Annotated in this window: 20 protein-coding genes; 4 read left to right on the top strand and 16 right to left on the bottom strand. The window is 61.0% G+C overall.

Annotated elements, in window-relative coordinates; genetic code table 11:
• Nucleotides 1-6: 6 nt before the first annotated feature.
• Genes ACTNB2_RS03990 through tmk form a run of 3 tightly spaced genes read right to left on the bottom strand, consistent with a single transcriptional unit; the run spans nucleotide 7 to nucleotide 3504 of the window.
• Complete coding sequence (locus tag ACTNB2_RS03990) at nucleotides 7-1701, bottom strand: PSP1 domain-containing protein (protein ID WP_427718946.1); 1695 nt, start codon at nucleotides 1699-1701, stop codon at nucleotides 7-9.
• Nucleotides 1692-2819: a DNA polymerase III subunit gene (locus ACTNB2_RS03985; protein ID WP_441040868.1), complete on the bottom strand. Its 1128-nt coding sequence runs from the start codon at nucleotides 2817-2819 to the stop codon at nucleotides 1692-1694. Before ACTNB2_RS03985 ends, ACTNB2_RS03990 begins: the two co-directional genes overlap by 10 nt.
• Nucleotide 2820: 1 nt before the next feature.
• Nucleotides 2821-3504: a dTMP kinase gene (tmk, locus tag ACTNB2_RS03980; protein ID WP_441040869.1), complete on the bottom strand. Its 684-nt coding sequence runs from the start codon at nucleotides 3502-3504 to the stop codon at nucleotides 2821-2823.
• Nucleotides 3505-3810: 306 nt separating this feature from the next.
• On the opposite strand from tmk, the gene ACTNB2_RS03975 reads away from it, so the two are divergent.
• Nucleotides 3811-4791 (top strand): zinc-ribbon domain-containing protein, encoded by a 981-nt coding sequence (locus ACTNB2_RS03975; protein ID WP_441040871.1) that lies wholly within the window; start codon nucleotides 3811-3813, stop codon nucleotides 4789-4791.
• A 153-nt stretch (nucleotides 4792-4944) separates the two neighbouring features.
• Here ACTNB2_RS03975 and ACTNB2_RS03970 read toward each other — a convergent pair whose 3' ends face one another.
• The 7 genes from ACTNB2_RS03970 to ACTNB2_RS03940 form a co-directional block, all read right to left on the bottom strand.
• A complete protein-coding gene (locus tag ACTNB2_RS03970; protein ID WP_441040873.1) occupies nucleotides 4945-7518 on the bottom strand; it encodes a DNA topoisomerase I in 2574 nt (857 codons plus the stop codon).
• Between the two features lie 54 nt (nucleotides 7519-7572).
• The gene (hypB, locus tag ACTNB2_RS03965) at nucleotides 7573-8256 is read right to left on the bottom strand and encodes a hydrogenase nickel incorporation protein HypB (RefSeq protein ID WP_152068470.1); all 684 of its coding nucleotides are present in this window, start codon (nucleotides 8254-8256) and stop codon (nucleotides 7573-7575) included.
• A 54-nt stretch (nucleotides 8257-8310) separates the two neighbouring features.
• Nucleotides 8311-8667 (bottom strand): hydrogenase maturation nickel metallochaperone HypA, encoded by a 357-nt coding sequence (gene hypA / locus ACTNB2_RS03960; protein WP_152068469.1) that lies wholly within the window; start codon nucleotides 8665-8667, stop codon nucleotides 8311-8313.
• A 6-nt stretch (nucleotides 8668-8673) separates the two neighbouring features.
• Nucleotides 8674-9468, bottom strand: a complete 795-nt coding sequence (gene tatC, locus ACTNB2_RS03955) for a twin-arginine translocase subunit TatC (RefSeq protein ID WP_193221504.1) — start codon at nucleotides 9466-9468, stop codon at nucleotides 8674-8676.
• Nucleotides 9468-10040: a twin-arginine translocase TatA/TatE family subunit gene (locus ACTNB2_RS03950; RefSeq protein ID WP_193221503.1), complete on the bottom strand. Its 573-nt coding sequence runs from the start codon at nucleotides 10038-10040 to the stop codon at nucleotides 9468-9470. Before ACTNB2_RS03950 ends, tatC begins: the two co-directional genes overlap by 1 nt.
• A 153-nt stretch (nucleotides 10041-10193) precedes the next feature.
• On the bottom strand, nucleotides 10194-10508 hold the full coding sequence (locus tag ACTNB2_RS03945) for an STAS domain-containing protein (RefSeq protein WP_152068467.1): 315 nt from the start codon (nucleotides 10506-10508) through the stop codon (nucleotides 10194-10196).
• 66 nt (nucleotides 10509-10574) lie between these two features.
• Nucleotides 10575-11879 (bottom strand): aminotransferase class I/II-fold pyridoxal phosphate-dependent enzyme, encoded by a 1305-nt coding sequence (locus ACTNB2_RS03940; RefSeq protein ID WP_441040874.1) that lies wholly within the window; start codon nucleotides 11877-11879, stop codon nucleotides 10575-10577.
• Between the two features lie 158 nt (nucleotides 11880-12037).
• Here ACTNB2_RS03940 and ACTNB2_RS03935 point away from each other — a divergent pair, with 158 nt between their 5' ends.
• Nucleotides 12038-12292: a hypothetical protein gene (locus tag ACTNB2_RS03935; protein ID WP_154515036.1), complete on the top strand. Its 255-nt coding sequence runs from the start codon at nucleotides 12038-12040 to the stop codon at nucleotides 12290-12292.
• Between the two features lie 100 nt (nucleotides 12293-12392).
• Here the strand turns inward: ACTNB2_RS03935 and nhaA are convergent, their stop codons facing one another.
• The 3 genes from nhaA to ACTNB2_RS03920 form a co-directional block, all read right to left on the bottom strand.
• A complete protein-coding gene (gene nhaA, locus ACTNB2_RS03930; RefSeq protein WP_154515038.1) occupies nucleotides 12393-13751 on the bottom strand; it encodes a Na+/H+ antiporter NhaA in 1359 nt (452 codons plus the stop codon).
• 263 nt (nucleotides 13752-14014) lie between these two features.
• Nucleotides 14015-14938: a manganese-dependent inorganic pyrophosphatase gene (locus tag ACTNB2_RS03925; protein WP_154515040.1), complete on the bottom strand. Its 924-nt coding sequence runs from the start codon at nucleotides 14936-14938 to the stop codon at nucleotides 14015-14017.
• Between the two features lie 166 nt (nucleotides 14939-15104).
• Complete coding sequence (locus tag ACTNB2_RS03920; RefSeq protein WP_427728539.1) at nucleotides 15105-16058, bottom strand: ROK family protein; 954 nt, start codon at nucleotides 16056-16058, stop codon at nucleotides 15105-15107.
• 340 nt (nucleotides 16059-16398) lie between these two features.
• Here ACTNB2_RS03920 and ACTNB2_RS03915 point away from each other — a divergent pair, with 340 nt between their 5' ends.
• Together ACTNB2_RS03915 and ACTNB2_RS03910 are read left to right on the top strand one after the other, a co-directional pair.
• Entirely contained in the window at nucleotides 16399-17118 is a 720-nt protein-coding gene (locus ACTNB2_RS03915; RefSeq protein WP_154515044.1) for a GntR family transcriptional regulator, read from the top strand.
• A 72-nt stretch (nucleotides 17119-17190) separates the two neighbouring features.
• Nucleotides 17191-18123 carry a type I phosphomannose isomerase catalytic subunit gene (locus tag ACTNB2_RS03910; RefSeq protein ID WP_441040877.1) on the top strand — a complete coding sequence of 311 codons (933 nt, stop codon included), beginning with the start codon at nucleotides 17191-17193 and terminating at the stop codon, nucleotides 18121-18123.
• A gap of 238 nt (nucleotides 18124-18361) precedes the next feature.
• Here ACTNB2_RS03910 and ACTNB2_RS03905 read toward each other — a convergent pair whose 3' ends face one another.
• From ACTNB2_RS03905 to ACTNB2_RS03895, 3 genes are all read right to left on the bottom strand, one after another.
• Complete coding sequence (locus ACTNB2_RS03905; RefSeq protein WP_441040879.1) at nucleotides 18362-19129, bottom strand: hypothetical protein; 768 nt, start codon at nucleotides 19127-19129, stop codon at nucleotides 18362-18364.
• The gene (locus ACTNB2_RS03900; protein ID WP_441045716.1) at nucleotides 19117-20070 is read right to left on the bottom strand and encodes a hypothetical protein; all 954 of its coding nucleotides are present in this window, start codon (nucleotides 20068-20070) and stop codon (nucleotides 19117-19119) included. The genes ACTNB2_RS03905 and ACTNB2_RS03900 overlap by 13 nt, the downstream gene beginning before the upstream one ends.
• Nucleotides 20071-20511: 441 nt before the next feature.
• Nucleotides 20512-23415, bottom strand: coding sequence for an ATP-dependent helicase (locus ACTNB2_RS03895; RefSeq protein ID WP_441040882.1), 2904 nt, complete (start codon nucleotides 23413-23415; stop codon nucleotides 20512-20514).
• Nucleotides 23416-23444 lie beyond the last annotated feature (29 nt).

Here is a 23444-nt window from a genome sequence, read left to right as displayed (position 1 = left end):
CGGGCGCTATTCGCCGGCAGGCGGTTGCGGTGCGGACGAGGTGTGGGTCGAGCCTTCGCCACCATCCTGGCGCGGCTTGCGGGAACGGCGACGGCGGCGGCGCTTCTGACTCTGGTCGGCCGAACCCTCGCCACTGCGATCCTCACGCGGTTCGCGCTCGTCGCGAGCACCGCCGCGCGAAGCCTTGGCGGCAGCTCCTCCGCCATCGCCGGGGCGACGGCGCGTGACCTTGACTTCACCATCCGAAACCTGATCGGCCACAGAAGGAACCGAGGGTTTCTGCTGCGTGCCCGAGGAATGGCGACGGCGAGGACGCGGCGCGCGCTCCTCCTCGCCACGTGGCCTGCCAGCCTTGTCGGCAGGCGCGTCGGAGGCCGAGGCGCCCTTGGGAGCGGCACCGGCCTCACGAGCGGCTGCGGCGCGGAAGGCGTCCTCGCGCTCCTCGCTCGACAGGTGGCGGCGACGACGGCGCGTGGGGTTCATGCCGCCGCCGCGGTTTTGCTGCTGGGGCTGCTGAGCCTCGCGCTCGCGAGAGGCGTTCTTGCCCGCGGTCTCGCCGTTGTCGACGGACGCCGCGCGCTTGCGGCGACGACGGCCGCCGGCCGCCTCCTCGGCCTCGGACGCCTCGGCCTTGCCGCGGCCCTTTCCGCGGCCACGACCCTCGCCCTGGCCCTGACCGGCACAAGCATCGGACTCGGCATCGCGACGACGGCGCTTGGGCATCGACGTGCCGGCCAGACGGTCGGCACTCGACAGGCCATCGCCCACGTCGACACCGTTCTCGCGATCGAGCTCCATGAGCGCCAGGCGCATCTCGGGCGACTCGATGCGCTCGAGCACATCTCGCGTCACGCAGTCGGGACGGCAGCTGCAGCCCTGCTCGGCGGCCTTCTTTTTGCAGCCCTCCGAGCACGTCATATCGGCCAGGTTGACCTTAAAGACTTTACCGTTCTCCAGGCGCAGCACCAGCTGCTCACGCGGCGTGTCATATTCCTGGATACGCGCCTTGCCGAGCGGCGTATCGATGAGCGTCTTCTTTTTGGGCGCACGGCTCTTAAAGTCCTTGTACGCCTCGAACTCATAGCGCAGGCAGCACATCAGGCGGCCGCACACGCCGCTGATCTTAGACGAATTGAGCGGCAGGTCCTGCTCTTTTGCCATGCGAATCGAGACGGGCTCAAACTGTCCGCCAAAGCGTGTGCAGCAGAGCTCCTGTCCGCATTGGGCATAGCCGCCCACCAAGCGGGTCTCGTCGCGCACGCCAATCTGGCGCATGTCAACGCGAATGTGCAGCGTCGAGGACAGGTCCTTGACGAGCTGACGAAAATCGACGCGCTCCTCGGCCGCAAAGTAGAACACGGCTTTCTCGCCGCCAAACAGGTATTCGACACCCACCGGCTTCATCTCGAGGTCGAGATCTTTGACCAGACGGCGGAAATCGACCATGGCCTCATCGCCCTGGATGGCCAGGTCGTCGGCAAGCTGCAGGTCGATATCGCTCGCCACACGCAGCACGGGCTTGAGCGGCTGACCGATCTCGTCTTGAGGCACCTCGAAGGGATCGGCCGTGACCAGGCCGATCTCGGTTCCGCGCTCGGTGGAGCAAATGGCATAATCGGCCTCGAGGATATCCAGATCCTGCGGGTCAAACCACAGGTCGCGCGAGGCGTAGGTAAACTTAACGGGTACGACTAACGGCATTTCAGTGCCTTCCTGATATCGAACAGCATGACCTCGATGGCCAGCTGGGGAGTAACGTTTCTGGCAATGTTGCGCTCGGCGGTCGCGACCGCCTCGAGCGCCCGGGTGGCACCCGCAACATTCGTCGCGGCGGCAAGCCGCCCGATCGTGTCGCGCACGTCCTCGTTCACAATGTCTGCCGCCTCATCCTGAAGCGTCAGCAGCACGTCGCGCATGAGCGTCCGCGCGCTCGACAGCGCTTCCATGATACCCGAACGCTCGCGCGCGTTGAGTTCGCGCTTGTTGCGGTCCTCAAGCTGCTTCAATGCTCCACGCGACAGATAATCGGCGTTTTGCTCGAGCACCTTTTCCTGCGTGGACTTGACCTCGGCGAGCGGAGCCTTAACGGCGACGATGAGCGACTTGGCGCGGCTGAGTACATCGGCCTCGTCGGCGGCGATGAGCGAATCGATGGCGCGGATCATCTGGCGGCGAGCATCCTGACGCTCGGCGCTCTTAAGGAACTCGATGCCGCGCGTGGGGCTCCCCGCCACGGCGACCGCCATGCGACAGCGTGCGAGATCCTGGCCCGTCGCGCGGCTCACGGCCTTCGTGGCCACGGCGGGCGACACCAGCCGAAACGGCACGCACTGGCAGCGGCTCACGATGGTGGGCAACATCACGTCTGCCGAGGTGCCCAGCAAGATAAACATAACGCCCTCGGGCGGCTCCTCGAGCGTCTTGAGCAGTGCGTTGGCGGTGTTGACGCGCAGCTGCTCGGCACGGTCGATGATGTAGACCTTGGCCTTGGCACGGATGGGCGCCAGCGGCACGTCGTCGAGCAGCTCGCGGGTCTGGGCGATGAGGTAGCCCGTGGCGCTCTCGGGCGTGTAATAGTGCACGTCGGGGTGCGTATGGCGGGCGACACGCACACAGCTATCGCATGAGCCGCAGCCGTCCTGCTCGCACAGGAAGGCTTGGGCGAGCGCCCAGGCGGCATCGAGCTTGCCGGCACCGGGAGCGCCCAAAAACAGGTAGGCGTGCGATGCGCGGCCGCTGGCGACGGCGTTGGTCAAAAAATCGCGTACGCGCTCTTGGGTGTCGAGCTTGGCCAGCAGGCTTGCCTGAGCGGGGGCCATGTTACTCGGCCTCCTGGGCAAGCGTGGCGGTGACGGCGTCCTGGGAAATGTCGAGACCGCACGCGCGAACCTGCTCGACCGTCTGCGCGAAGACGTCCTCGATGGAAGCGGTGGCGTCGATGAGCTTCACGCGATCTGGCTCCTCGGCGGCAATGGCACTAAATCCCTGGTAAACGCGCTCCTGGAACGCCATGCCCTTGGCCTCCATGCGGTCGACCGCACCACGGGCGGACATGCGCAGCGCCGCCTGCTCGGGCGTGATGTGATAGACGAGCGTGAGCGCCGGGTGCGTCCCCGCGACAGCAAGGTTGTTGGCGTCGCGTACCATCTGGCGATCGAGGCCGTCGGCAAACGCCTGGTAGCAGGTCGTGGAATCATAGAAGCGGTCACACAGGACCACCTTGCCGGCCGCAAGGGCGGGAGCTATGACCTCGTGCACCAGCTGGGCGCGTGCGGCCTCGTAGAGCAGCAGCTCGCAGGTATCCCCCATCGCCGTATTGGCGGGGTCGAGCAGCAGGGCACGAATCTTTTCACTAATGGCGGTGCCGCCCGGCTCACGCAGGGTCACGACCTGGTAGCCAGCGAGCTCGAGCGCACGGGCCAGCAGGCGCGCCTGCGTGGACTTACCGGCACCATCGACGCCCTCGAGCGTGATAAAGCTATGTTGAGCGGGCTCAAAAGCCATGGGCGCAGCCCCTTCCTACAAGGCGCGTAAATGCAGATATATCAACCAAATCATGATACCCCAGGGGCAGGCGCACCCCAAATCCAACCTAGTCATTGGGGACGTTCTTAATTGACTGGTCGTTTAAGAACGTCCCCAATGACTACCCAATGACTAAAGGTGCCTTTCCAAAGTTGCGGTGAAATAGGGACTGATTGAAGCTCTAAGACCGCCAAACAGTCCCTATTTCACCGCAACTTATGATGGGGAATTTTGGATGCTGGTATAATCGTCGGATGGCATTGAAATGTGGCGAAAGGAGTGGCAATGTCTCGGTATTGCGCCTCGTGCGGCAAGCTTCTTGCAGATAATGCCAAGTTCTGCACCTCGTGCGGTGCACCCGTTGAGCAAACAGCCGCGAGCGATAGCCAGCCCGCTTTTGAGCAGACCGGGCCCCTTGATACGCCGCAAGCCAAGGCGGACGATCCCCTCGCTTATCGCCCCGACCCCGCCGCAAGCCCCGCGGCCGTCGAGACCACGCAGTGCATACCCGTCGCGAGCGGCTCGCCCCAACAGCAGCCGGCTCCCGCATACACGCCTGCTTCGCCACAGACCCCCGCTCCCAAAAAGAGCGGCACCGGGGCGCTTGTCGCCGTCATCGTTGCGCTGGCGGCAATCATCATCGCCCTGGTCATCTTCTTTGTGATCAAACCGTTCGACAACTCCGCCACGCAGACGACTGCCGAGGTTACCAAGCTGCACCACGATGTTGACGATGATGACCTCAAGCCTCTCGGCGACCCCAATAGCCTTTACGACGATGACGATGACGACGAGGTTGGCGGCGAAGCAACCCTCTCCGAGCAGGACATCTACCGTCGCCTGAGCGAATACTACGACCTGCTCGAGGACCTCGATAGCCAAGTCCGCGCCTGCGCGCAGGCCTTCAATGGTAGCTATCTGGAAGAAGATCGCACCACCCGTCAAAATCTCGCCGACGTCGCCGAGCGCACGGAGGAGACCATCGAGCAGTATTACGATATCGTCGAGGACCTGGACGTCCCCATGAGCTCCAAGAACTACCACTCCTGGAAAGACATCATTGCCCTGTATGACGACCTTGATCACCGCATCGACGCGATCTGCGATGCCTGGGAGATCAGTCTAAAGTACGCAAAGCCCTCGGACCATAAGGACGAAATCGTGGCGCCGCTGGCACGCGACAACGAGCCGGGAACCAGCAGCAACAAGTATCGCTTGGACTTTGAGGACCGCTATCCCAGCGCCAAACCCGTTGAGGTGAACTAGCGTTTTGTCGTTCCCGAGCTGGCAGTTAGGGACGTTCTCAGACTGCCGGCAGAAAAGGAACGTCCCCAACTGCCGAACTTTCGAACAAAAAAACGGGCGAGGATCATGGGACCCTCGCCCGTTTTTGTTTTGGGCAATGTTTCGGCTGCGCCGCTACTTACTGGCGGCCGCCTTCTTTGTGGTCGTCTTTTTCGCGGCAGCCTTCTTGGCAGTCGTCTTTTTCGCCGTGGTCTTCTTCGCCGTACTCGCCTTGGTCGTCGTCTTGCGGCCGCGGGCGGGCTTCTTCTCCTTGGTCGGGCAGTCCATGTTGACGCAGATACGCCACGGACCGCGCGCCGTGTTGACCACCACGATGGGAGCGCCGCACTCGGGGCAGGTCTCGCCCGTCGCCTCGAGTTTGCCACGCGCCGGCAGCGGATAGCTCACGCCGCAATCGTCATAGTTGGTGCAGCGGATAAAGCGCTTGCCGCTCTTCTCGCTCTTGTGCGCAATCAGATCGCCATGGCGTCCGGCCTCGGCGCACACCTTGCACTCGCCCACCTTAAGGTCGGGCTCGTAATTGGTGGGACACGTGGGGTTCACGCAGATCTCGAAAGCCTTCTGGCGGAACGGCTGGCACTTAATGCGCGGTGCGCCGCATTCGGGACACACGGCAGCCTCGCCCTCGAGCGGACTCACCTTGACGCCGCTCGGCACCGGATAGGTCACGTCGCAGTCGGGCCAGCCCATGCAGCCGATAAAGCTGCCGCGGGTCTTGGCGCTCGTCTTCATAACCAGATCCTTGCCGCACTTGGGACAAGCGCCCACGCGCGCATCGGCCGTGACGGCATCGCTGATGGCGTCGCCCAGCTCCTGCGTATGCTTGAGCAGCTCATCGAGCACGCCGGCCAGCAGCGCGCGCGAGTGCGTCACGACATGCTCTTCGGTATCTTCGCCGCGCTCCACGCGGGTCATGTCGCCGTCGAGCTCGCTGGTCATATCGGGGCTCGTGATACGCGGGGCAAACTGCGACAGTGCATCGATGATGGCGATACCCAGCTGACTCGGCTCCACGGGATCGTTTTTGAGGTAGCGCACGGCGTACAGGCGCTCGATGATGCTCGCGCGCGTGGACTTGGTGCCCAGGCCGCGCTTTTCCATCTCCTGCACGAGCTTGCCCTGGCTGTAGCGTGCGGGCGGCTCGGTCTGCTTGGCCTCGAGCTTAATGTCGAATACGTCGACCATGTCGCCCTGCTCCAGCGGCGGCATCTGCTCGTCGCGCTTGAGTCCGTACGGGTATACCTCGCGGAAACCCGGGGTCACGAGCACATCGCCCGAAGCCACGAACGGCTCGCCGTTCACGTCGAGCTCGAGCTTGGTGTTCTCGATGGTGGCGGGGCCCATAAGCGTCGCCAGGAAGCGACGAGCGATGAGGTCGTAGAGCTTGCGCTGGCCACCGTCGAGCGTGGACGGATCTCCCTCGCCCGTGGGGTAGATAGGCGGGTGGTCGGTGGTCTCGACCTTGCCGCGCGTGGGCCTCATGGGACCGGCGAGCACCTTTTTGCATACGGGCGCCAGCGCCGGGTTAATCTTTGCCAGATCGCTCACCACGGCGCCCAGATCGAGCGTCGCGGGGTACACGGTGTTATCGACGCGCGGATAGCTGATAAGACCCGCCATGTAGAGGGACTCGGCGATGCGCATGGTGCGTGCGGGCGAGATGCCCTCGGCCGCAGCGGCAGCCTGCAGCGAGGTGGTCGCAAACGGCGTGGGCGGCTGCTGCTTGCGCGAGCGCTTGGTCACCGCGGCGACGGTTGCCGTCTTGGCACCGTCAACGTGACCGTACGCCATCTCGGCAGCATCCTTGTCGGTAAAGCGCGCCGTCTTGTGCGCGATCTTAAAGCGGTCGTCCTCGGCAGCAGCCTGCGCGGCAGCCATGCCGCGGATCTGCCAGTAGTCCTCGGGCACAAACGCCATGCGCTCGCGCTCGCGCTCGACCACCAGGGCGAGCGTCGGGGTCTGCACGCGGCCGGCAGAACGCACGTTGCCAAAGCCGCCAAACTTGGCGAGCGTCAGGTAGCGCGTGAGCACCGCACCCCAAATGAGGTCGATGTGCTGACGGCTCTCGCCGGCATCGGCCAGGTTCTGGTCGAGCGAGACGAGGTTATCAAAGGCCTGCGTGATCTCGGCCTTGGTAAACGAAGAATACTGGGCGCGGGCAACCGGCAAGTCGGGCGCAACCTCGCGCACCTTGTTGAGGGCGTCCGAACCAATCAGCTCGCCCTCGCGATCGAAGTCCGTGGCGATGATGACACTGTCGGACTTCTTGGCAAGGTTCTTGAGCGAGCGAATGAGTTCTTTCTCGGCCGGCAGCTTGATAACGGGCGCCCAGGTAAGGTAGGGCAGGCTCTCGAGCTTCCAGCCTTTGATGGAGATACCGTCGGCAAGGAACGGTTTGCGCTTGGTGTCATAGGGCGGACGCGCCAGGCCATCGGGTATGTCGGCCGGCAGCATCTCGCCGTCCTCGGTGACCGAATACCAACCCAGCTTTTTATCGAACAGCACGCTGTCGCAAAAATCGGGCGCAAGGATGTGACCGGCAAGGCCGATTGTCACGCACTCCTCGCCCTTCCACTCAAAACGGTAGATGGCGGTGTTGTACACCTTGTCCTTTTTGGGCTTGCCCGTGGAAAGACGCTCGGCAATCTGACGCGCGGCGTCGTTTTTCTCGGCGATGATGAGCTTCAAAAGAGGCTCCTATCTCGTGTGTCTGCGGCTGCGCCCGCACGTACGACGGCCGACTTACGCCCTTGTTTGTTCGATCTGCCCGATGAGCCAATCGCACCAGGCATCCATGCCCTCGCCCTTGCGTGCGCTCACGGCAAACCGCGGCGCCTGCGGATTGAGGTCATCGAGTGTCTTAGTATACCTATCCATGTCAAAATCGAAAGCCGGGGCCACATCGACCTTGTTGAGCAGCTGTGCGCCAGCGTGCTGGAAGATGCCCGGGTACTTAATGGGCTTGTCGTCGCCCTCGGGCACCGAGAGAATCATGATGGACAGGTTCTCGCCCAGGTCAAAGTCGACCGGACAGACCAGATTGCCCACGTTTTCGATAAAGATAACATCGATGTTTTGAAGGCCCACTGCCTGGTCGAACGCGTCAACGGCCTCCATGATCATGTTGCCCTCGAGGTGGCACAGACCGCCCGTGTTGATCTGAATGGCGGGCATGCCGGCTTCCTTCATGGTGATGGCGTCGACATCCGAGGCGATATCGCCCTCGATGACGGCACAGCGCAGGCCGGCTTTGTCGCGCAGGCGCTCGTTGGTGCCCAGAATCGTGGTGGTCTTACCAGAGCCGGGACTCGACAGCACATTGATCACATAGGTGCCTGTCTCTTTGAATCGCTGACGCAGCTGATCTGCCAGGCGCTCATTGCGCGACAGAATTGGCGATGCGATATCAATAGTTTTCTCGGCCATACTCGGCACTCCTTACTTCTACCATTTATACCCCGTCCTCAAATGGCAGGCTGGTTAATTGTCGGGGGTTTCAATCTCGATGCTGGCGATGTCGAGCTCGCGGCCGTGCAGCAGGCGCACGTTGGTGCCGCCACACTGAGGACAGCGGCAATGGAAGCGGTCGTGCTCAAAGACCTCGCGGCAGTCCAGGCACTCGCTTTGTGGATGGACTTCCTCCACGGCAAGCTCGCAGCCGCGCGTGAGCATGTCCTCGTCGCGAAACGTCTCCCACGCAAAGTCGAGCGCCTCACGCACAACTTCGGTCATATCCCCAATGCGCAGCGTTACCAAAACAGCGCGCGAGGCCCCCGCCCCACGCGCCGCGCGAATCACTGTATCGAGTATGCCGTTGACAATGCCAACCTCGTGCATACGGATTTACTCCTCGTCGTCCTCGTCGTCGTTCGAGAACAGATCCAGACGGCTCACAAACAAGCCTTCCTTGCCATCGCGCGCGGTAATGACCACGCGGGCGATGGCGAGCGAAATCTCGTAGAGCGAGAGCAGGGCGCCATACATGAGACCCAGCGTAACGGGCGAGCCGTCGGGCGTAATCACAGCCGAGCCCGCAAGCAGGCCAACGTATACGTAACGCCAGGCACCGCGGAAGGCCGCATAGGACACGATATGGAAGACAGACAGGTAGAAGATGATGAGCGGCAGCTCAAACGCCACACCAAAGCCGATCATAAAGAGCAGCTCCATGTTGACGTAGTTCTCCAGATCGGGCAGCGCCGTAGCGACGGCCGAGGTTTCGCCGATGAGCCACTCAAAGCCCGCAGGGATGATGATAAAGTAGCAAAAGATTGCGCCCAGGAAGAACAGCACCGTCGAGGCGAGCACCGTGGGCACAACCCACTTGCGCTCGTTGGGGCGAAGCGCCGGCAGGAAAAACGCCAGAATCTGCCAAATGATCATAGGCGTGCACATGACAACGGCCATCTTGAGGGCCAGCGAAAAGCGCAGACCAAAGCCGCCGAGCGTGGTGGTGATGTAGAACTTACCGTCCGGCACAAAGGAGCGGATGGGGTCTTCCAGGATGTCGAGCACCACGGGCGTGGCGAAATACAGCACGATGGCGGCGGCAAAGACTGACACGACCACGATGGTCAGGCGGCGACGGAGCTCACCCAGATGATCGAAGAGCGGCATGCGCGCAGGTCCGATAGGCATTACTCATCGCCTCCCTTCGGGGCATGGGCGGCAGCGGCGTCGTCCTCGGCCTCGAGCTCGCGAGCGAGCTGGTCGACGACGGCCTTGCGCTTGCGGGGACGACGGGCGTAGAGGTCAGCCGTCGTGGGCTCTGCCGGCTCGGGCTCGGGCTCCGGCTCTGCAGCAGGCTCGGGCTCGACGGCGGCAGCGGCAGACTCGGCGCCCTCAGCCTCACCAGCAGCACCTTCGTCCTCGGCAGCACCCTCACTCGCGGCCTTCTCGGCGGCAAGGCGGGCACGGCGCTCGGCAAAGGTCTCCTTCTTTGCGGGCGCGGCCGTCTCGACGGCATCCTCGTCCGCATCGGAATCGTCATCGACGGCAGCCTTCTTGGGCTTGACCGGAGCCGAAGCGGCCTCGCTTACCGGATCGATAATCTCGGACTGAACAACAGCCGTCATCTTTTCCTGCGTCTCGCGGAACTGACGGATGGCACGGCCGATCGTGCGGCCCATCTGCGGGAGCTTATCCGGGCCAAACAGCAAAAAGCCGAAGACCACGATGATCGCGAGCTCACCCTCTCCAATACCAAACACACATACCTCCAAGGCTCGATGTGAGTCGAGCCCGCACCGCGCCATTCGGCCGGAACTCGTCTATTCATTCGGTCAAGTATAGCGCCCGGACGTCAAAACATCCGAGCGCATCACAAACATATACCAAACGGCACGCCCTTTTTGGGGCAGGGCTTATGCCGCCGTAATTGAAATCTCCTGGTCGACACCCAGCAACTGAACCACGCGCATCACCGGGGGCTGCACGTTGACGCAGCCAAACCGCTTGCCGTGATCGGCTGCGTGGTGCGCGGCGCCCACAAGTACGCCAATACCTGTCGAGTCGATATAGCTCACCTGGGCAAAGTCGAGCTCAACGGCCTCGGTGGGCTGCTCGAGCGCCAAGTCGATGGCGTTACGCAAGCTGTCGGCGTTAGAGATATCAATCTCACCGGTCACCCTGATGGTGTAGAGCTCCGGCGTGGGGTTGGTGGAAATACCCAAATCCATGTATACGCTCCTTTGCGTATCGAGAGTGCGGATGGTACTGGACGCGGATTTGCGGGGCCCTACGCGTTAGGCGCGCTCGGCACGAGCAAGCTCGGCAGCGACAAGCTTGACGGCCAGCACCAGCACGTCGAGTGCGGCCTCCAGGTCCTCGACCGTGGGATAACTCGGCGCGATGCGGATGTTGGTGTCGCGCGGATCCTTGCCATAAGGCCAGGTGGCACCTGCCGGCGTGAGCTTGACACCCAGGTCGGCGCAAAGCGCGGCGACCTTTTGGGCCGAGCCCTCGGGGCCATCAAAGCTCACAAAGTAGCCGCCGCGGGGATGCGTCCAAGTAGCGCAACCCGTATCGCCCAGGCCCTCAGTGAGCTTGCGCTCGACGGCCTCAAAGCGCGGACGCAAGAACTCGGCATGCTTTTTCATGTGCTCCTTGACCGCCTCGATGGTGGGAAGGAAGCGCACGTGGCGTAGCTGGTTGAGCTTGTCGGCGCTGATAAGACCGGCCTTCAGGCGCTTGGAGAACTCCGCGATGACCGCGGGACTCGCACCGATAAAGCCGATGCCCGCGCCCGGGAAGGTGATCTTGGACGTCGAGGCGAATGCCACCACGCGGTCCTCGGTACCCGCCGCGCGGGCAAGATCGAAGATGTTGGCGAGCTCGTCGGTCTCGTCGTACAGGTCGTGCACGCAGTAGGCGTTGTCCCAAAAGATGCGAAAATCGGGCGCGGCCGTGGGCATCTCGACCAAGCGGCGCACGGTGTCCTCGCTAAAGGTGATGCCCGTGGGGTTGGAATACTTGGGCACGCACCAGATGCCCTTGATGGAGTCGTCGGCGGCAACCAGGCGCTCTACCTCGTCCATGTCGGGGCCGCTGCCGGTCATCGCGACGGGGACGTTCTCGATACCCAGGTCGGCGGTGATGCCAAAATGACGGTCGTAGCCGGGAACCGGGCACAGGAACTTGACCTTCTTACCGTCGTGCGCGGCCTCATAAGCCTCCCAAGGCTCGCTGCCGCACGAGCCGCAGCGCCAGAACATACCGGCGATATCGTGCTCGATCAAAAGGCTCGACGAACCCAGTACGAGCGTCTGATCGGCGGGGCAACCCAGGAACTCCCCCGCCAGCTTGCGTGCCGAGGGGATGCCCTCAAAGCAGCCGTAGTTGGAGCAGTCGACGTTACCGTCGTGCAGATCGGCGTCGGCATTGAGGATATCGAGCATGGGGCGCGAGATGTCCACCTGGGAGGGCGACGGCTTGCCGCGCGCCATGTCGAGCGCCAGGCCCTTGGCCTTGACCTCGTCAACCTCGGCTTTGAGCGCCTCGATGGCGGCATCGAGTTCGGTGGTTTCCATCTTCTGGTAGATCGTCTGCATGGGTGCGACCTTTCGCAAAGCGGGACGTTGCAGTTTGTCTAAGTATAGACCGCTACCGCCGCAACGGTATGAAGCCGTGATAGATTAAGTCCATCGCAATGAATTACGATATCCACCGTATGACCCGTATAGCCGCATGGCACATCCAAGGAGGCAGTATGGAATACGGCTCTTTTCAAGCCGAGGAGTTCGGAGACCTGCAGCGTCTGGTCGACGGCTTGTTTTATGACCGTAAGGCCATTGACCGCCTGGATCTAATCGTTCAGGCGGAGATCTTGGACCTGGCGCCCGATCTCATGGAAATCGTGAATCTTTTGCCGCCCGGCCACTACGACCGCCAATCGCTTTGCGACCAGCTTAACTCGGCCCTTGCCGCCCATGGCTGGGGCGCCGTCTACGGCACCGTGGAATAAAAATGGCAAATAAATGAAATGCCGTTTGTGACAGTGCTCACAAACGGCATTTTTTCACACGAGGGCATCCGGGGCATGTCCGGCCCCGGTTTTCGCGCTCCTACTCGTCCTTGGGCGAAGGATGCTTGCAGACCACGCTCATGTAGATCATGCCCAGCACGGCCGCGGTAACAGAACCGGCAAGAATGGCGGCCTTGGCGGCCAGAACCTCGAACTGGGCCGTCGGGAAGGCGAGGCCGCTGATGAGGATCGACATGGTAAAGCCGATGCCACCCAAAATGCCCACGCCGGCGATCATATGCCAGTTAACGTTATGAGGCAGCTCGCAAGCCTTAAGCTTGACCAGGGCAAACGTCACGCCAAAGATACCGATCGGCTTACCCAGCAGCATGCCAAAGTACACGCCGAGGGTCACCGGGTCGGTAAGCAGCACGCTCATGTCCACGCCCACAAGGCGAACCTGCGCGTTGACAAACGCAAAGATCGGCAGGATCACAAAGTTGACCGGCGTGGAGATCAGGCGCTCCATGCGGATGAGCGGCGGGGTCACACGGTGCATGACACGCTCGACCTTGGTGGTCGAAAGGGTAAAGTCGTGCTGGCCCAGGATGTGCGCCTCGTCGTCGTAACGGTCGTCGAGCAACGGCAGGTACTCGCCTAGCCAATCGGTAAGGCTATCGAGCTTAACACCGCACTTGGCCGGGATGGTGAAGGCCAGGATGACACCGGCAAGCGTGGCGTGCACGCCGCTCTTAAACATGCAAAACCACAGCAGCAGACCAAGCACCGAGTACGGGGCAAGGCGATAATGCTGAGTCTTGTTGAGCCACACAAGTGCGCAGGTCACAACTGCAGCGGCACCCAGCCAAAACGGACTGGGGCTCTGGCCGTAGAAAATGGCGATGGCGGCGATGGAGATGAGGTCGTCGGCGATGGCGAGCGTCGAGAAGAACACGCGCACGCCGTTGGGCACGCGATTGCCCAAAAGCGACAGCACGCCCAACGCAAAGGCAATATCGGTTGCCATGGGGATGGCCCAACCGTTGCGGGCGCCGGCATGGTTAAAGATCAGGTAGATGCAGGCGGGAACGACGACGCCGCCCACGGCTGCCAGCATGGGAAGCATGGCCTGACGCGGATTCTTGAGCTCGCCGACCGTCATCTCGTACTTAAGCTCAATACCCACCAACAAAAAGAAGATCGCCATGAGAAAGTCGTTGACGAAAAGCTCGACGGTGAGGCCAGCCGTAAGGTTGCCCAGACCCACATACAGCGGGGTCTCCAAAAAGTGATGGATAGCCTCGTAGACATCGGTGTTGGCGCAGATAACGGCGGCGATGGCGGCGATGACCATGACGGCGGCGGAAATCGTGCCGTTCTCGGCGATGCGCTCCCAGATGTCATGACGTTCAAAGCGTTTGCGCTCACGAACGTTGAACAGCTGCTCAGTTGCTGCCATGGGCGGCTCCTTTCACGGGAAAGCTCCCGTCTTAAAAAAGCACGGCCCGCCCAAGTGGCGGCACCGCGCTCCAACGTATTACGCTTGCATCTAGCCTACCCTGCACGACAAGCACGCAGGCGTGGCCGAAAAGCGGAACCACAGGTTGAACATTATTTGCCCAACGGTACGGGCGCCCCTGTCCAATAGAGGACGCGGTCCCGCGCACAAAAAACGACCGGAGCGCGGGGCGTCCGCGGTCCGGTCGTAGCAGGTTACAAAACCTAGCAGGCGGCCATGATGGGGGCAGCGACCTGCTTCTTACGGGAGAGGACGCCCGGCATCCAGACGCCGTCGTGCTCGTCGGCAATGCCCAGGCCCTTCTGAGCGGCCTCGGTCTCGCCCTCGAGCAGGACCTGCGAGCCCTCCTCCATGATGTCGGTGATGCACAGGACGATGCCGTCGGCACCCTTCTCGGCGGCGTAGGCGCGCATGGCCTCGCGGATCTCGTCGATCATGCCGAGCGCACGGCTCTTGTCGACGGTCTCGTACTGGCCGATGAGCAGCTTCTTGCCGGCGGGCTCGAACATCTTGATGTCGTTGCCGACCATCTCGGCTGCGGTGAAGGAGCCGGACGGACGGGTGAGGAAGACCTCCATGCCAAACTTGACCGGGTCGACACCCACCTGCTCGCCGAGCTTGGCGGCGACGGCGCGGTCGACATCGGTGGTGGTGGGGCTCTTGAGCATGAGCGTGTCGGTCATCATGGCCGAGAGCAGTAGCTTGGCCTGAACGTCGGAAAGCTCAACGCCGAGCACGCCGGCGAGCTTAGTGACGATGGTGCAGCTGGAACCCCAGGGCAGGCAGATGTAGTGCAGCGGGCCGGCGGTCTCAAAGTCGCCGATGCGGTGATGGTCAACGACGCCAAAGACCGTGGCGTCCTTAAGGCCGGCGACGGACTGGGCGGACTCGTTATGGTCGGTGAGAACGACAAGCTGGCCGGCCTCGACGGACTCAATCATGCGGGGCTCGGCAATGCCGGCGTCTGCGAGCAGCTTGGCGGACTCTGCCGGAAGCTGACCAAGAGCGCAGACCTCATAGGTGTTGCCGGCATACTCAACCTGGTTGAGCAGCTGAGACAGAACGACGGCGCTCATGATGGCGTCGTTATCGGGGTTCTGGTGACCAAAGACAAGAACGTTTGCCATGGGTATCCTCCACTTGGTATGTGTAATTAGACGTAGCTATGGTAGCACGCTGGCAGCTGGCCTTTGGGGACGGAAGGGCCACGGCATATTTTGTGGCAGGTATGGGGGCCAAGGCTGTCCCTTTTGCACCATGTTGGTGCAAAGTAACCTGGCCCCCTTGCACCAGCTATTTACCGGCAGCGCGCAGGGCTACGTAGGCAGAACCGATGATGCCGGCGTCGTTTCCGAGCGAGGCAACCTTAATGGGCGTCTCGCGCGAGGCGGAAAGCGCGTAGCGCTGGAAGTACTCGCGAACCTTATCGAGGTAGACATCGGCCGAGGCGGAGGCGCCGCCGCCGATCAGGAACATCTCGGGATCGACCACGTTGGCAATAAGCGCCAGGGCACGGCCGAGATAGTCGGCCATGGTATCGGCCGCGGCCAGCGCGAGCTTATCACCCTCGCGGCAGGCTTGGAACACGTCCTTGGAATCGGAGGGGCCGGTGAGCTCGATGGGCTCGACGCCCGCCTTCTTGCACTCGGCAAGGTAGTTGCTCACCACGCCGGTGGCGCTGGAATACTGCTCCAGGTGGCCATGGCCGCCGCAGCCGCAAGTGCGCTCCTCAGCCGGATTCAGGCACATATGGCCAATCTCGCCGCCAGCGCCCACAACACCCGACACCACATCGCCGTTGACGATAACGCCGCCGCCCACGCCGGTACCGATGGTGACCATCACCACATTCTGCACGTCCTTGGCAGAACCGAGCCAAGCCTCGCCCATGGCAGCGGCGTTGGCATCGTTCTCGTACTTAACGACCGCATCGGGGCAGTGCTCCTGAATGGCGATCTTCAACTCGGGCAGGTTAATGGCAATGTTGGCCTTGACCTTGGCATCGCCCGCTGCCGGAATGGGGCACGGAACAGCAAGGCCAATGCCCGCCACAAAGGCGCGCGGAATCTGTGCCTTGGCGACCACCTGGTCGATAGCCTCGGTCACCGCGGCAAAGCCCGCAGCGTCAACGATGGGAGGCGTGGGCACGCTGACCTTCGCAAGCAGGTTGCCATCCCCGTCGAACAGGCCCTCCTTAACCGAAGTGCCGCCGACGTCGATGCCGATGTAGTACTGCTTAGGTTCCATAGGGGCCCGCCTTTCTCGTTTAAACATTGTCTGTATGGTACCGCTCCCAAGGCAAAAACCTACCAAAAAGGGACAGGTTTGTTTTGGTAGGTTTTATCTGAGGAAATGCAGAATACAGGATTCGGTTCGCTGGGTGCTAAATCGGTTCGGCCCCGTCCTCGGACCGATTAGATTTCTCAACACGACATTATTCGAATGTATATTTATTTAGAGCGCTTTTATTTTTAGCGCAAAGCGACTTTTAGTAATATATCTATCGAACTTTTCAATGACTCAATAGGGATACTTAGGTGTTGAGTATACTTTCTTTTATACTCAATCAAGTTGGAAAGGAGGTTCCATGATTCCCAAATACGAGGCGATAGCTGCAGATATTCGTCGAAGTATTGAGGATGGCGCTCTTAAACCAGGCGACAAGCTTCCCACCGTCGTTGAGTTCTGCGAGCTCTATAGCGTTTCCAAAATCACTGTCAAACGAGCTATCGAGCAAATCACCGAGGAAGGTCTTGTTACCAGCCGTCGTGGATCGGGTACCTACGTTAAGGACACGGCGGGGCTTCCCGGCCAAGCGTTTTTCCAGGGCAAAAACGACCGTGCCCAGGGCTTTTCGTATGAGCACCGCGGGGAGAAGGTGACCTCGGTAGTCTACGACTTCTCGATTGTTAATCCACCAGCGGACATCGCAGCCCAGCTGGGAATTGCCGAGGATGACTTTGCCTATCACATCGTGCGCGTGCGTCAGGCCGATGAGAAGCCCATCGTTATCGAGTACACCTACATGCCCCTCGAGCTGATTCCGGGCCTTAAAAAGAAGGACCTGTACGGATCGGTCTACCGCTTTGTCCGCGAGCAATGTGGGCTGAAGATCTCGAGCTTCCACCGTACCATTCGCGCCGTGGCAGCAACCGAGGAAGAAGCCGAGCGCCTGGACACCAAACCTGGCTCTCCCCTACTCGAGCTCAACCAGATTGGCTTTTTGGACAGCGGCGCGGCCTTTGAGTATTCGGTCTCGCGCAACGTTGGCGACCGCTTTGAGTTGCACAACGTAACGTTGGCATAGGTTTTTGTAGTCATGCGGGCGCTCGTTTTGAGCTGTTTGTGCAACGCCCGCGCAACACAATGGGGTATGAATATGTCCGATTTGATTAAACTGACGCCGATCTTCCACGAGAAGATCTGGGGCGGCCGCCAGCTCGAAACCGTATTTGGCTACGACATTCCCGATGGACCCATCGGTGAGTGTTGGGCCATCTCGGCCCACCCCAACGGCGACTGCCAGATTGCGGAGGGCCCGTATGCCGGCCACACGCTGTCGTGGCTGTGGGCCGAGCACCGCGAGCTCTTTGGCAGGTGCGAGGGCAAGGAGTTCCCGCTGCTCGTTAAGATTCTGGACGCCAAGGACGACCTTTCGATCCAGATTCATCCCAACGACGAGTACGCCGCCAAGCACGAGAACGGCAGCCTGGGCAAAACCGAGTGCTGGTATGTGCTGGACTGCGAGCCCGGCGCCACGATCATCGTCGGCCAGCGCGCGCATGACCGCGCCGAGGCCGCACAGATGATCGAGGGGGGCCGTTGGGACGACATGCTCAACGTGCTGCCGATCCACAAGGGCGACTTTTTCCAGATTGATTCCGGTACCGTACACGCCATCAAGACCGGTACGCTCATTTTGGAGACGCAGCAGTCAAGCGACGTGACATATCGCCTGTACGACTACGACCGTCCCGGCACCGACGGCAAACTGCGTCCGCTGCACATTGAGCAGAGCCTCGATTGCATCGATTTTGATGCTCAGGCTCCGACCGGCGGCACGGTGGTCGCGCCCGAGGTGAACGGCGTAACCGAGCTCGAGTCTAACTCCTGCTACACTGTCGATCGCGTGCGCGTCGACGGCAGCAAGACCTTGGAGCAGCGCTGGCCCTTCATGTGCCTGTCGGTCATCGACGGCGAAGGCACCGTCTGCGGCGACCCCGTCCACAAGGGAAGTCACCTGCTGGCACCCAGCACCGTCAGCTCCATCGACCTCGAAGGCCAGATGGAACTGATCGTCTCGCACCTGTAAGTTACCGGTCCCCGAGCGCTCGCCGGGATGGGGCGCGGGGTTTGGTCGCCTGCTCGGACAGTCCTGCTCGCACGGAGAGCACATTAAGTGCTCTCCGGCTCGTGCGGAACTCGCGATCGACCAAACCCCGCGCCCCATCCCGGCGAGCCTCTGGCTAGTAACGACAATCAAAAAGCAACAAGGGGCTCTTCCGTTCATCAACGGAGGAGCCCCTGCTATACATAACGACTCAAGGTGCCTATAGGTAGACCTTTTCGAGAAACGATAGCGTGTCCTGAAGCCGCGCCCTTTCCTTACGGTTGGTCTGCCGATTTACATACAAAGCAAAGTCCGTAAGAAAATCCTCCGCATCAACCCTCATTTGCCCCGTTAGCTCCAAACGCGCCGAAGGCGACAACAAGTCAGCAAGTCGAGCAACATCCGAACGGTGCTTCCGCCGATCAATGTTGTTGCAACGACGTCCCTCTTCATAACTTCTGTTGATATCAATGTGCGCACGCATCTTGAGGGGAATGATATGGAGTGCATCGAGCAACGTAATGCCTTCTACGTTCGTTGCGTTGTCGCGAATAAATTCGTAGTAGCCATCGTCGAGGATAATTGCCGAGAGACTTGCTACGGCCCCGTCAAAGGAAAGAGGTGCCACTTCGCCCGTTTCATCTTCGAGCACAAAATCAGGATGTCGGGCAAATAGCTCAATTTGACCGGGATAGTCTAGGGCCCGCTTCGATCCTTTGGGCAAGCAGAACCGATAGTAAGTACACTTTCCATCGCCGACCTTTCCAATCTCGTATCCAGCTGCTTTGATAAATGCCCACAATGCAGTGGCAAATTCAACGCCTTCCCCATCAGCAATTACGACGACATCCAAGTCTTCGGTAGCCCTGAATGAATCACCTTCGCTGTCAAATAGAACGCTGCAGGCCCCTCCACCAATAAGGACGTAACCACCTTTGCAGCCGCTCATGGCATCGGCAAATCGCTCTATTCCCCTCACTTTTGACATATCGTCCTCCTGAGCTGTTCGACCGCATCGAGCAGACGATCTTCTTTGTAATCTGCTTTTGCGCAAGCAACGTATAAGGAAAACGGGTCGACACACTGCAAACCCGACGTGTCAAAACTAATATCGGACGGCTCGTCCACGGGATACGACCAGACCTCAATCTCGACAGCAGCCGGTTCGTACCACTGGGCCTCCAGCCATCTGTCACCCATGTGCTCTTTTAGGTCCTCTAGCTGATTCTTTTCGAGAGCAATGGTTGGAGCAGAGTCTTTATGAGCAAGGTCGGACATATAGCTAAGGGCAGACACACCGGAAAGCAGCGCGTCAACGGCACGTAGCTCTGTTCTCTCGATAACCTTCTTGAGCCGGATTCGCTCTAAAACTGGTGTGCGAAGATAGTCCTCAAACCCATCCAGCAGCGTCTCGGTCGACAACCCGACATCGCACAATATACGCTTTTTGCCGTCCCGCATAATCAACCCAGGAGCTATAGCGGCGATTTCCGAAAGATAGCCGCTGACGCTTGCCGCGCTTTTGCCACACAGACGCGCCAGGTCGCCGGCGGAGCAGTCAACCCATCGTCCCGCGATGAGATTTAGGACGATTCGTTGAGATTGGGGCGAAAGCGGAGCAGCGGGAGACGCACCCAGCACCTCACCGGAAATAACGGCTCCGATAAACGGCAGAAACGCATTTCGCTCATCTCGGATATATGCGATCCCCTCCGAAGAAAGCGCGTGCATAAAACCTAAATCCATAGCATCCCAGCAAATTGCTACCGGACGAGCATCTATCTTGCGCACTGCATTGACGAGATTTCGCGCCGAAATGACACTGGGCGGTTCTTTTGGTTCCGCAACAATAAAACGGCCCTGCTCAGACATGCCAAGCCGTGCCAAGCGAAGCGAATACCGCTCGAGATACATGCGAGGAATCTGCATCTCAACTGGCTCTGAATCGATGGCGAGCTCTAAAGAGAAGAGTCTTTTAGGGAGACAATTTAGCAGCATGTCCACTCACCATTTTCATTTCAGTTACATTTTAGTATCTATCTAAAATTATACTGAATCGTATAAAACGCTCAATCCCCAAAGTCATAAGAAACAATCCGAAACGTAATAAGGGGCTCTCCCGTCCATGTACGGAAGAGCCCCTACTCGTATCTATCTATCAGCCCACCCGGCTCTCCAGATCAAAAAGCGAACGAGCAGAGCGAGGTTCGAAAGCTGCAGGCTAAAACGTCACAAGGAAGAGGGCGCGCCGGGGGCTTTGGTCGATCGCGAGTTCCGCACGAGCCGGAGAGCACTTAATGTGCTCTCCGTGCGAGCAGGACTGTCCGAGCAGGCGACCAAAGCCCCCGGCGCGCCCGGCCAACCTCGCAGTTAGGCATTCAGCTTAACAATCGGAGCGAAGCCTTTCATTAGCTTTTTGGTCTGGCCGGTCTTTTCGAATTGGACCTCGATCATGTCTCCAGCGACCGAGATCACGGTACCCGTGCCAAAGGTCTTATGACTCACGGTATCGCCCGCGGCAAAGTCCTGCGACGCGCTGGCGCGATCGACCTTGCGCTCCACTGTTGGGGACACCTTGGACGACGGCTTTTTGGCTCGCGGTGCGCCCGAGCCAAAGGTCGAGGCAGCGCGACCGGCGTCGGGCGAGACCCCACGATGGCGCTCGGTCCCGTAGCTGCTGCCGCCAAAGAAATCGTCGAAGCTCGATCCGCCGCGCGAACCGGAACCGCCGGTCGAGCGCGTATGCGAACCAAACACCTTGCCGCCATACATATCCGAACCCATGCCCGAGCCAAAGGTGCCGCGACGGTCGCCGCGTTTCTCCCAGCCCGTGCCCTCAAAACCGGCAGAACCGATACCGCTAAACTCGATATCCTCAAACGGAATCTCGTTGAGAAAGCGCGAACGCGGGTTGGCGGAGGTCGAACCGTAGGTGCGACGCGTGGCCGCATAGGTCAAGAACAGGCGCTTGCGGGCACGCGTGATGGCGACGTAGGCCAGGCGACGCTCCTCCTCGAGCTTGCCCGGATCATCGCTGCCGCCAAAGTCGTGCACGTGCGGAAAGATACCCTCCTCCATGCCGGCCACGAACACCGCCGGAAACTCCAGGCCCTTGGCGGAGTGGATGGTCATCATGGTAATGGCATGCGTCTCGCCGGCCAGGGAATCCAAGTCGGAGCGCAAGGCCAGCCACTCCATGAGTGCCGGCAGCGCCTTACAGGTGAGCGGACCGTAGGTACGCTCGATCTCGCCGGCATGCACGGCACCCGCCGACAGCTCCGTCGGCGCGGCATACGCGTTGCCTGCGATGGCGGCGGCCAGGGCATCCTGCGGAGACAGCGCCGGAGCGTCCAAGCCATCGAGCGGATTGGAGCCCGCGGCGTCACGGGCGCCGACGAGCGCCTCAAACGAGGATGCCGGGACAGATGGCCCCGGTTCGGGCGCAGGCGCGCTCACCACGACGGGCTCGGGCTCGGCGCCGGCAGGCACGTCGGCAACACCGGCTGCGCGCAGCTCTTCTAGGCTCTCGAGCGTACCCTCGATATCCTCGTGCGTCTCCTCAAATTCCGCCGCAACGCCCAGAAATTCCTGGATGTTCTCGGCGCGGCTCTCAGATTCCATGGTGCCCTCGGCGCGAAACGCCTGCAGCAGGCCCGTCTTATCGACGATCATCTCGACAACGTCCTTGAGCTCGCCGTCCATGCGGCGGCCCTCGCGCACCAGTGAGACAAAGCTCGACAGGCCGTTGCGCACCTTGGCGCTAAACATGCCGGTTTCGGCGCACGCGATCTCGCAAGCCTGGAAGAACGAGCAACGGTTGTCGCGTGCCAGCTGCTCGATCTTTTGGATTGAGGTGGAGCCAATGCCGCGGCGCGGTGTGTTGATGACGCGCTTGACGCTCATCTCGTCGGCCGGGTTCACGATCATCTTGAGGTAGGCCATGACGTCGCGAATCTCGGCACGGTCGAAGAATCGAGTGCCGCCCACGATCTTGTAGGGCACGCCCGCGCGCAGAAACATATCTTCGAGAATACGCGACTGGGCGTTGGTGCGATAAAACACGGCGATGTCGTCGTAGCTCGTGCCTTTGGCATGCAGTTTCTCGATCTCACCGGCAATCCAGCGGCCCTCGTCGCGCTCGTCGCTCGCCTGGAAGGCCTGAATCTTCTCGCCATCGCCCTCGGCCGTAAACAGGCGCTTGTCCTTGCGCTGCGAGTTGTGGCGCACCACGGCGTTGGCGGCGTTTAGGATATGGCCCGTAGAGCGGTAGTTCTGCTCGAGCTTAACGGTCTTGCAGTTTTTAAAGTCCTGCTCAAAGTCCAAGATGTTGGTGATGTCGGCGCCACGCCAGCTGTAAATGGACTGGTCATCGTCGCCCACAACCATGAGGTTTTGGTACTTGGCGGCCAGAAGGTTGGCGATTTCGTACTGGACGTGGTTGGTGTCCTGATACTCGTCGACGCTAATGTAGCGGAAGCGCTCCTGGTACTTGTCGAGCACCTCGGGGCGGGTGCGCAGCAGTTCGAGTGTGCGCACGAGCAAATCGTCGAAGTCCATCGCGTTGGCGGCGCGCAGGCGGCGCTCCAGCTCCAGGTAGACCTGCGCGGCCTTTTTGTCGTTGGGGCTATCGGCGGATTTGAGCATGTCCTCGGGGCCGATCATGGCGTTTTTGGCCGAACTGATCTTGCTGCGAATCATGTTGATGGGGAACTGCTTTTGCTCGATGCCGAGCGCCTGCATAATGTCACGCACCATGCGCTTTGAGTCATCGTCATCGTAGATGGTGAACTGACCGGTGTAACCCAGCAGGTCGGCGTCCTCGCGCAGCATGCGCACGCACATGGCGTGGAAGGTGCACACCCACATGCCGCGGGTACCGCTGGGAATGAGCGCCGTCAGACGCTCGCGCATCTCGGCCGCGGCTTTGTTGGTAAACGTGATGGCAAGAACCTGCCAAGGCTTAACACCCAGGTCGCCGAGCATATGCGCGATGCGGAAGGTCAGGACGCGAGTCTTGCCCGAGCCTGCGCCGGCGAGGACCAGCAACGGGCCCTCGGTGGTCAGGACGGCCTCGCGCTGGGCGGGATTAAGGCTGTCGATGTCGATGAGCGGCTTGACGGGCTTGGGTGCCGGCGCGGGAGCGTCGTAGATGTCGAGCGGAACGAGCTCGGGCTCCGGCGCAGCGGGGGCGATGTATGCATCGAGCGGCACGGGTTCCGGCGCGGGCGGCACGGGTACCGCGGCGTTCTTTTCCCAGGGCAAGGGCTGGGTCATGGGCGACTCCTCATCTGACGGACGGCGCG

Source organism: Collinsella sp. HCP28S3_G2 (genome assembly GCF_052065125.1).
In the GTDB taxonomy this organism is placed as follows: Bacteria; Actinomycetota; Coriobacteriia; order Coriobacteriales; family Coriobacteriaceae; genus Collinsella.
This window is presented reverse-complemented; position numbering and strand designations above follow the sequence as displayed.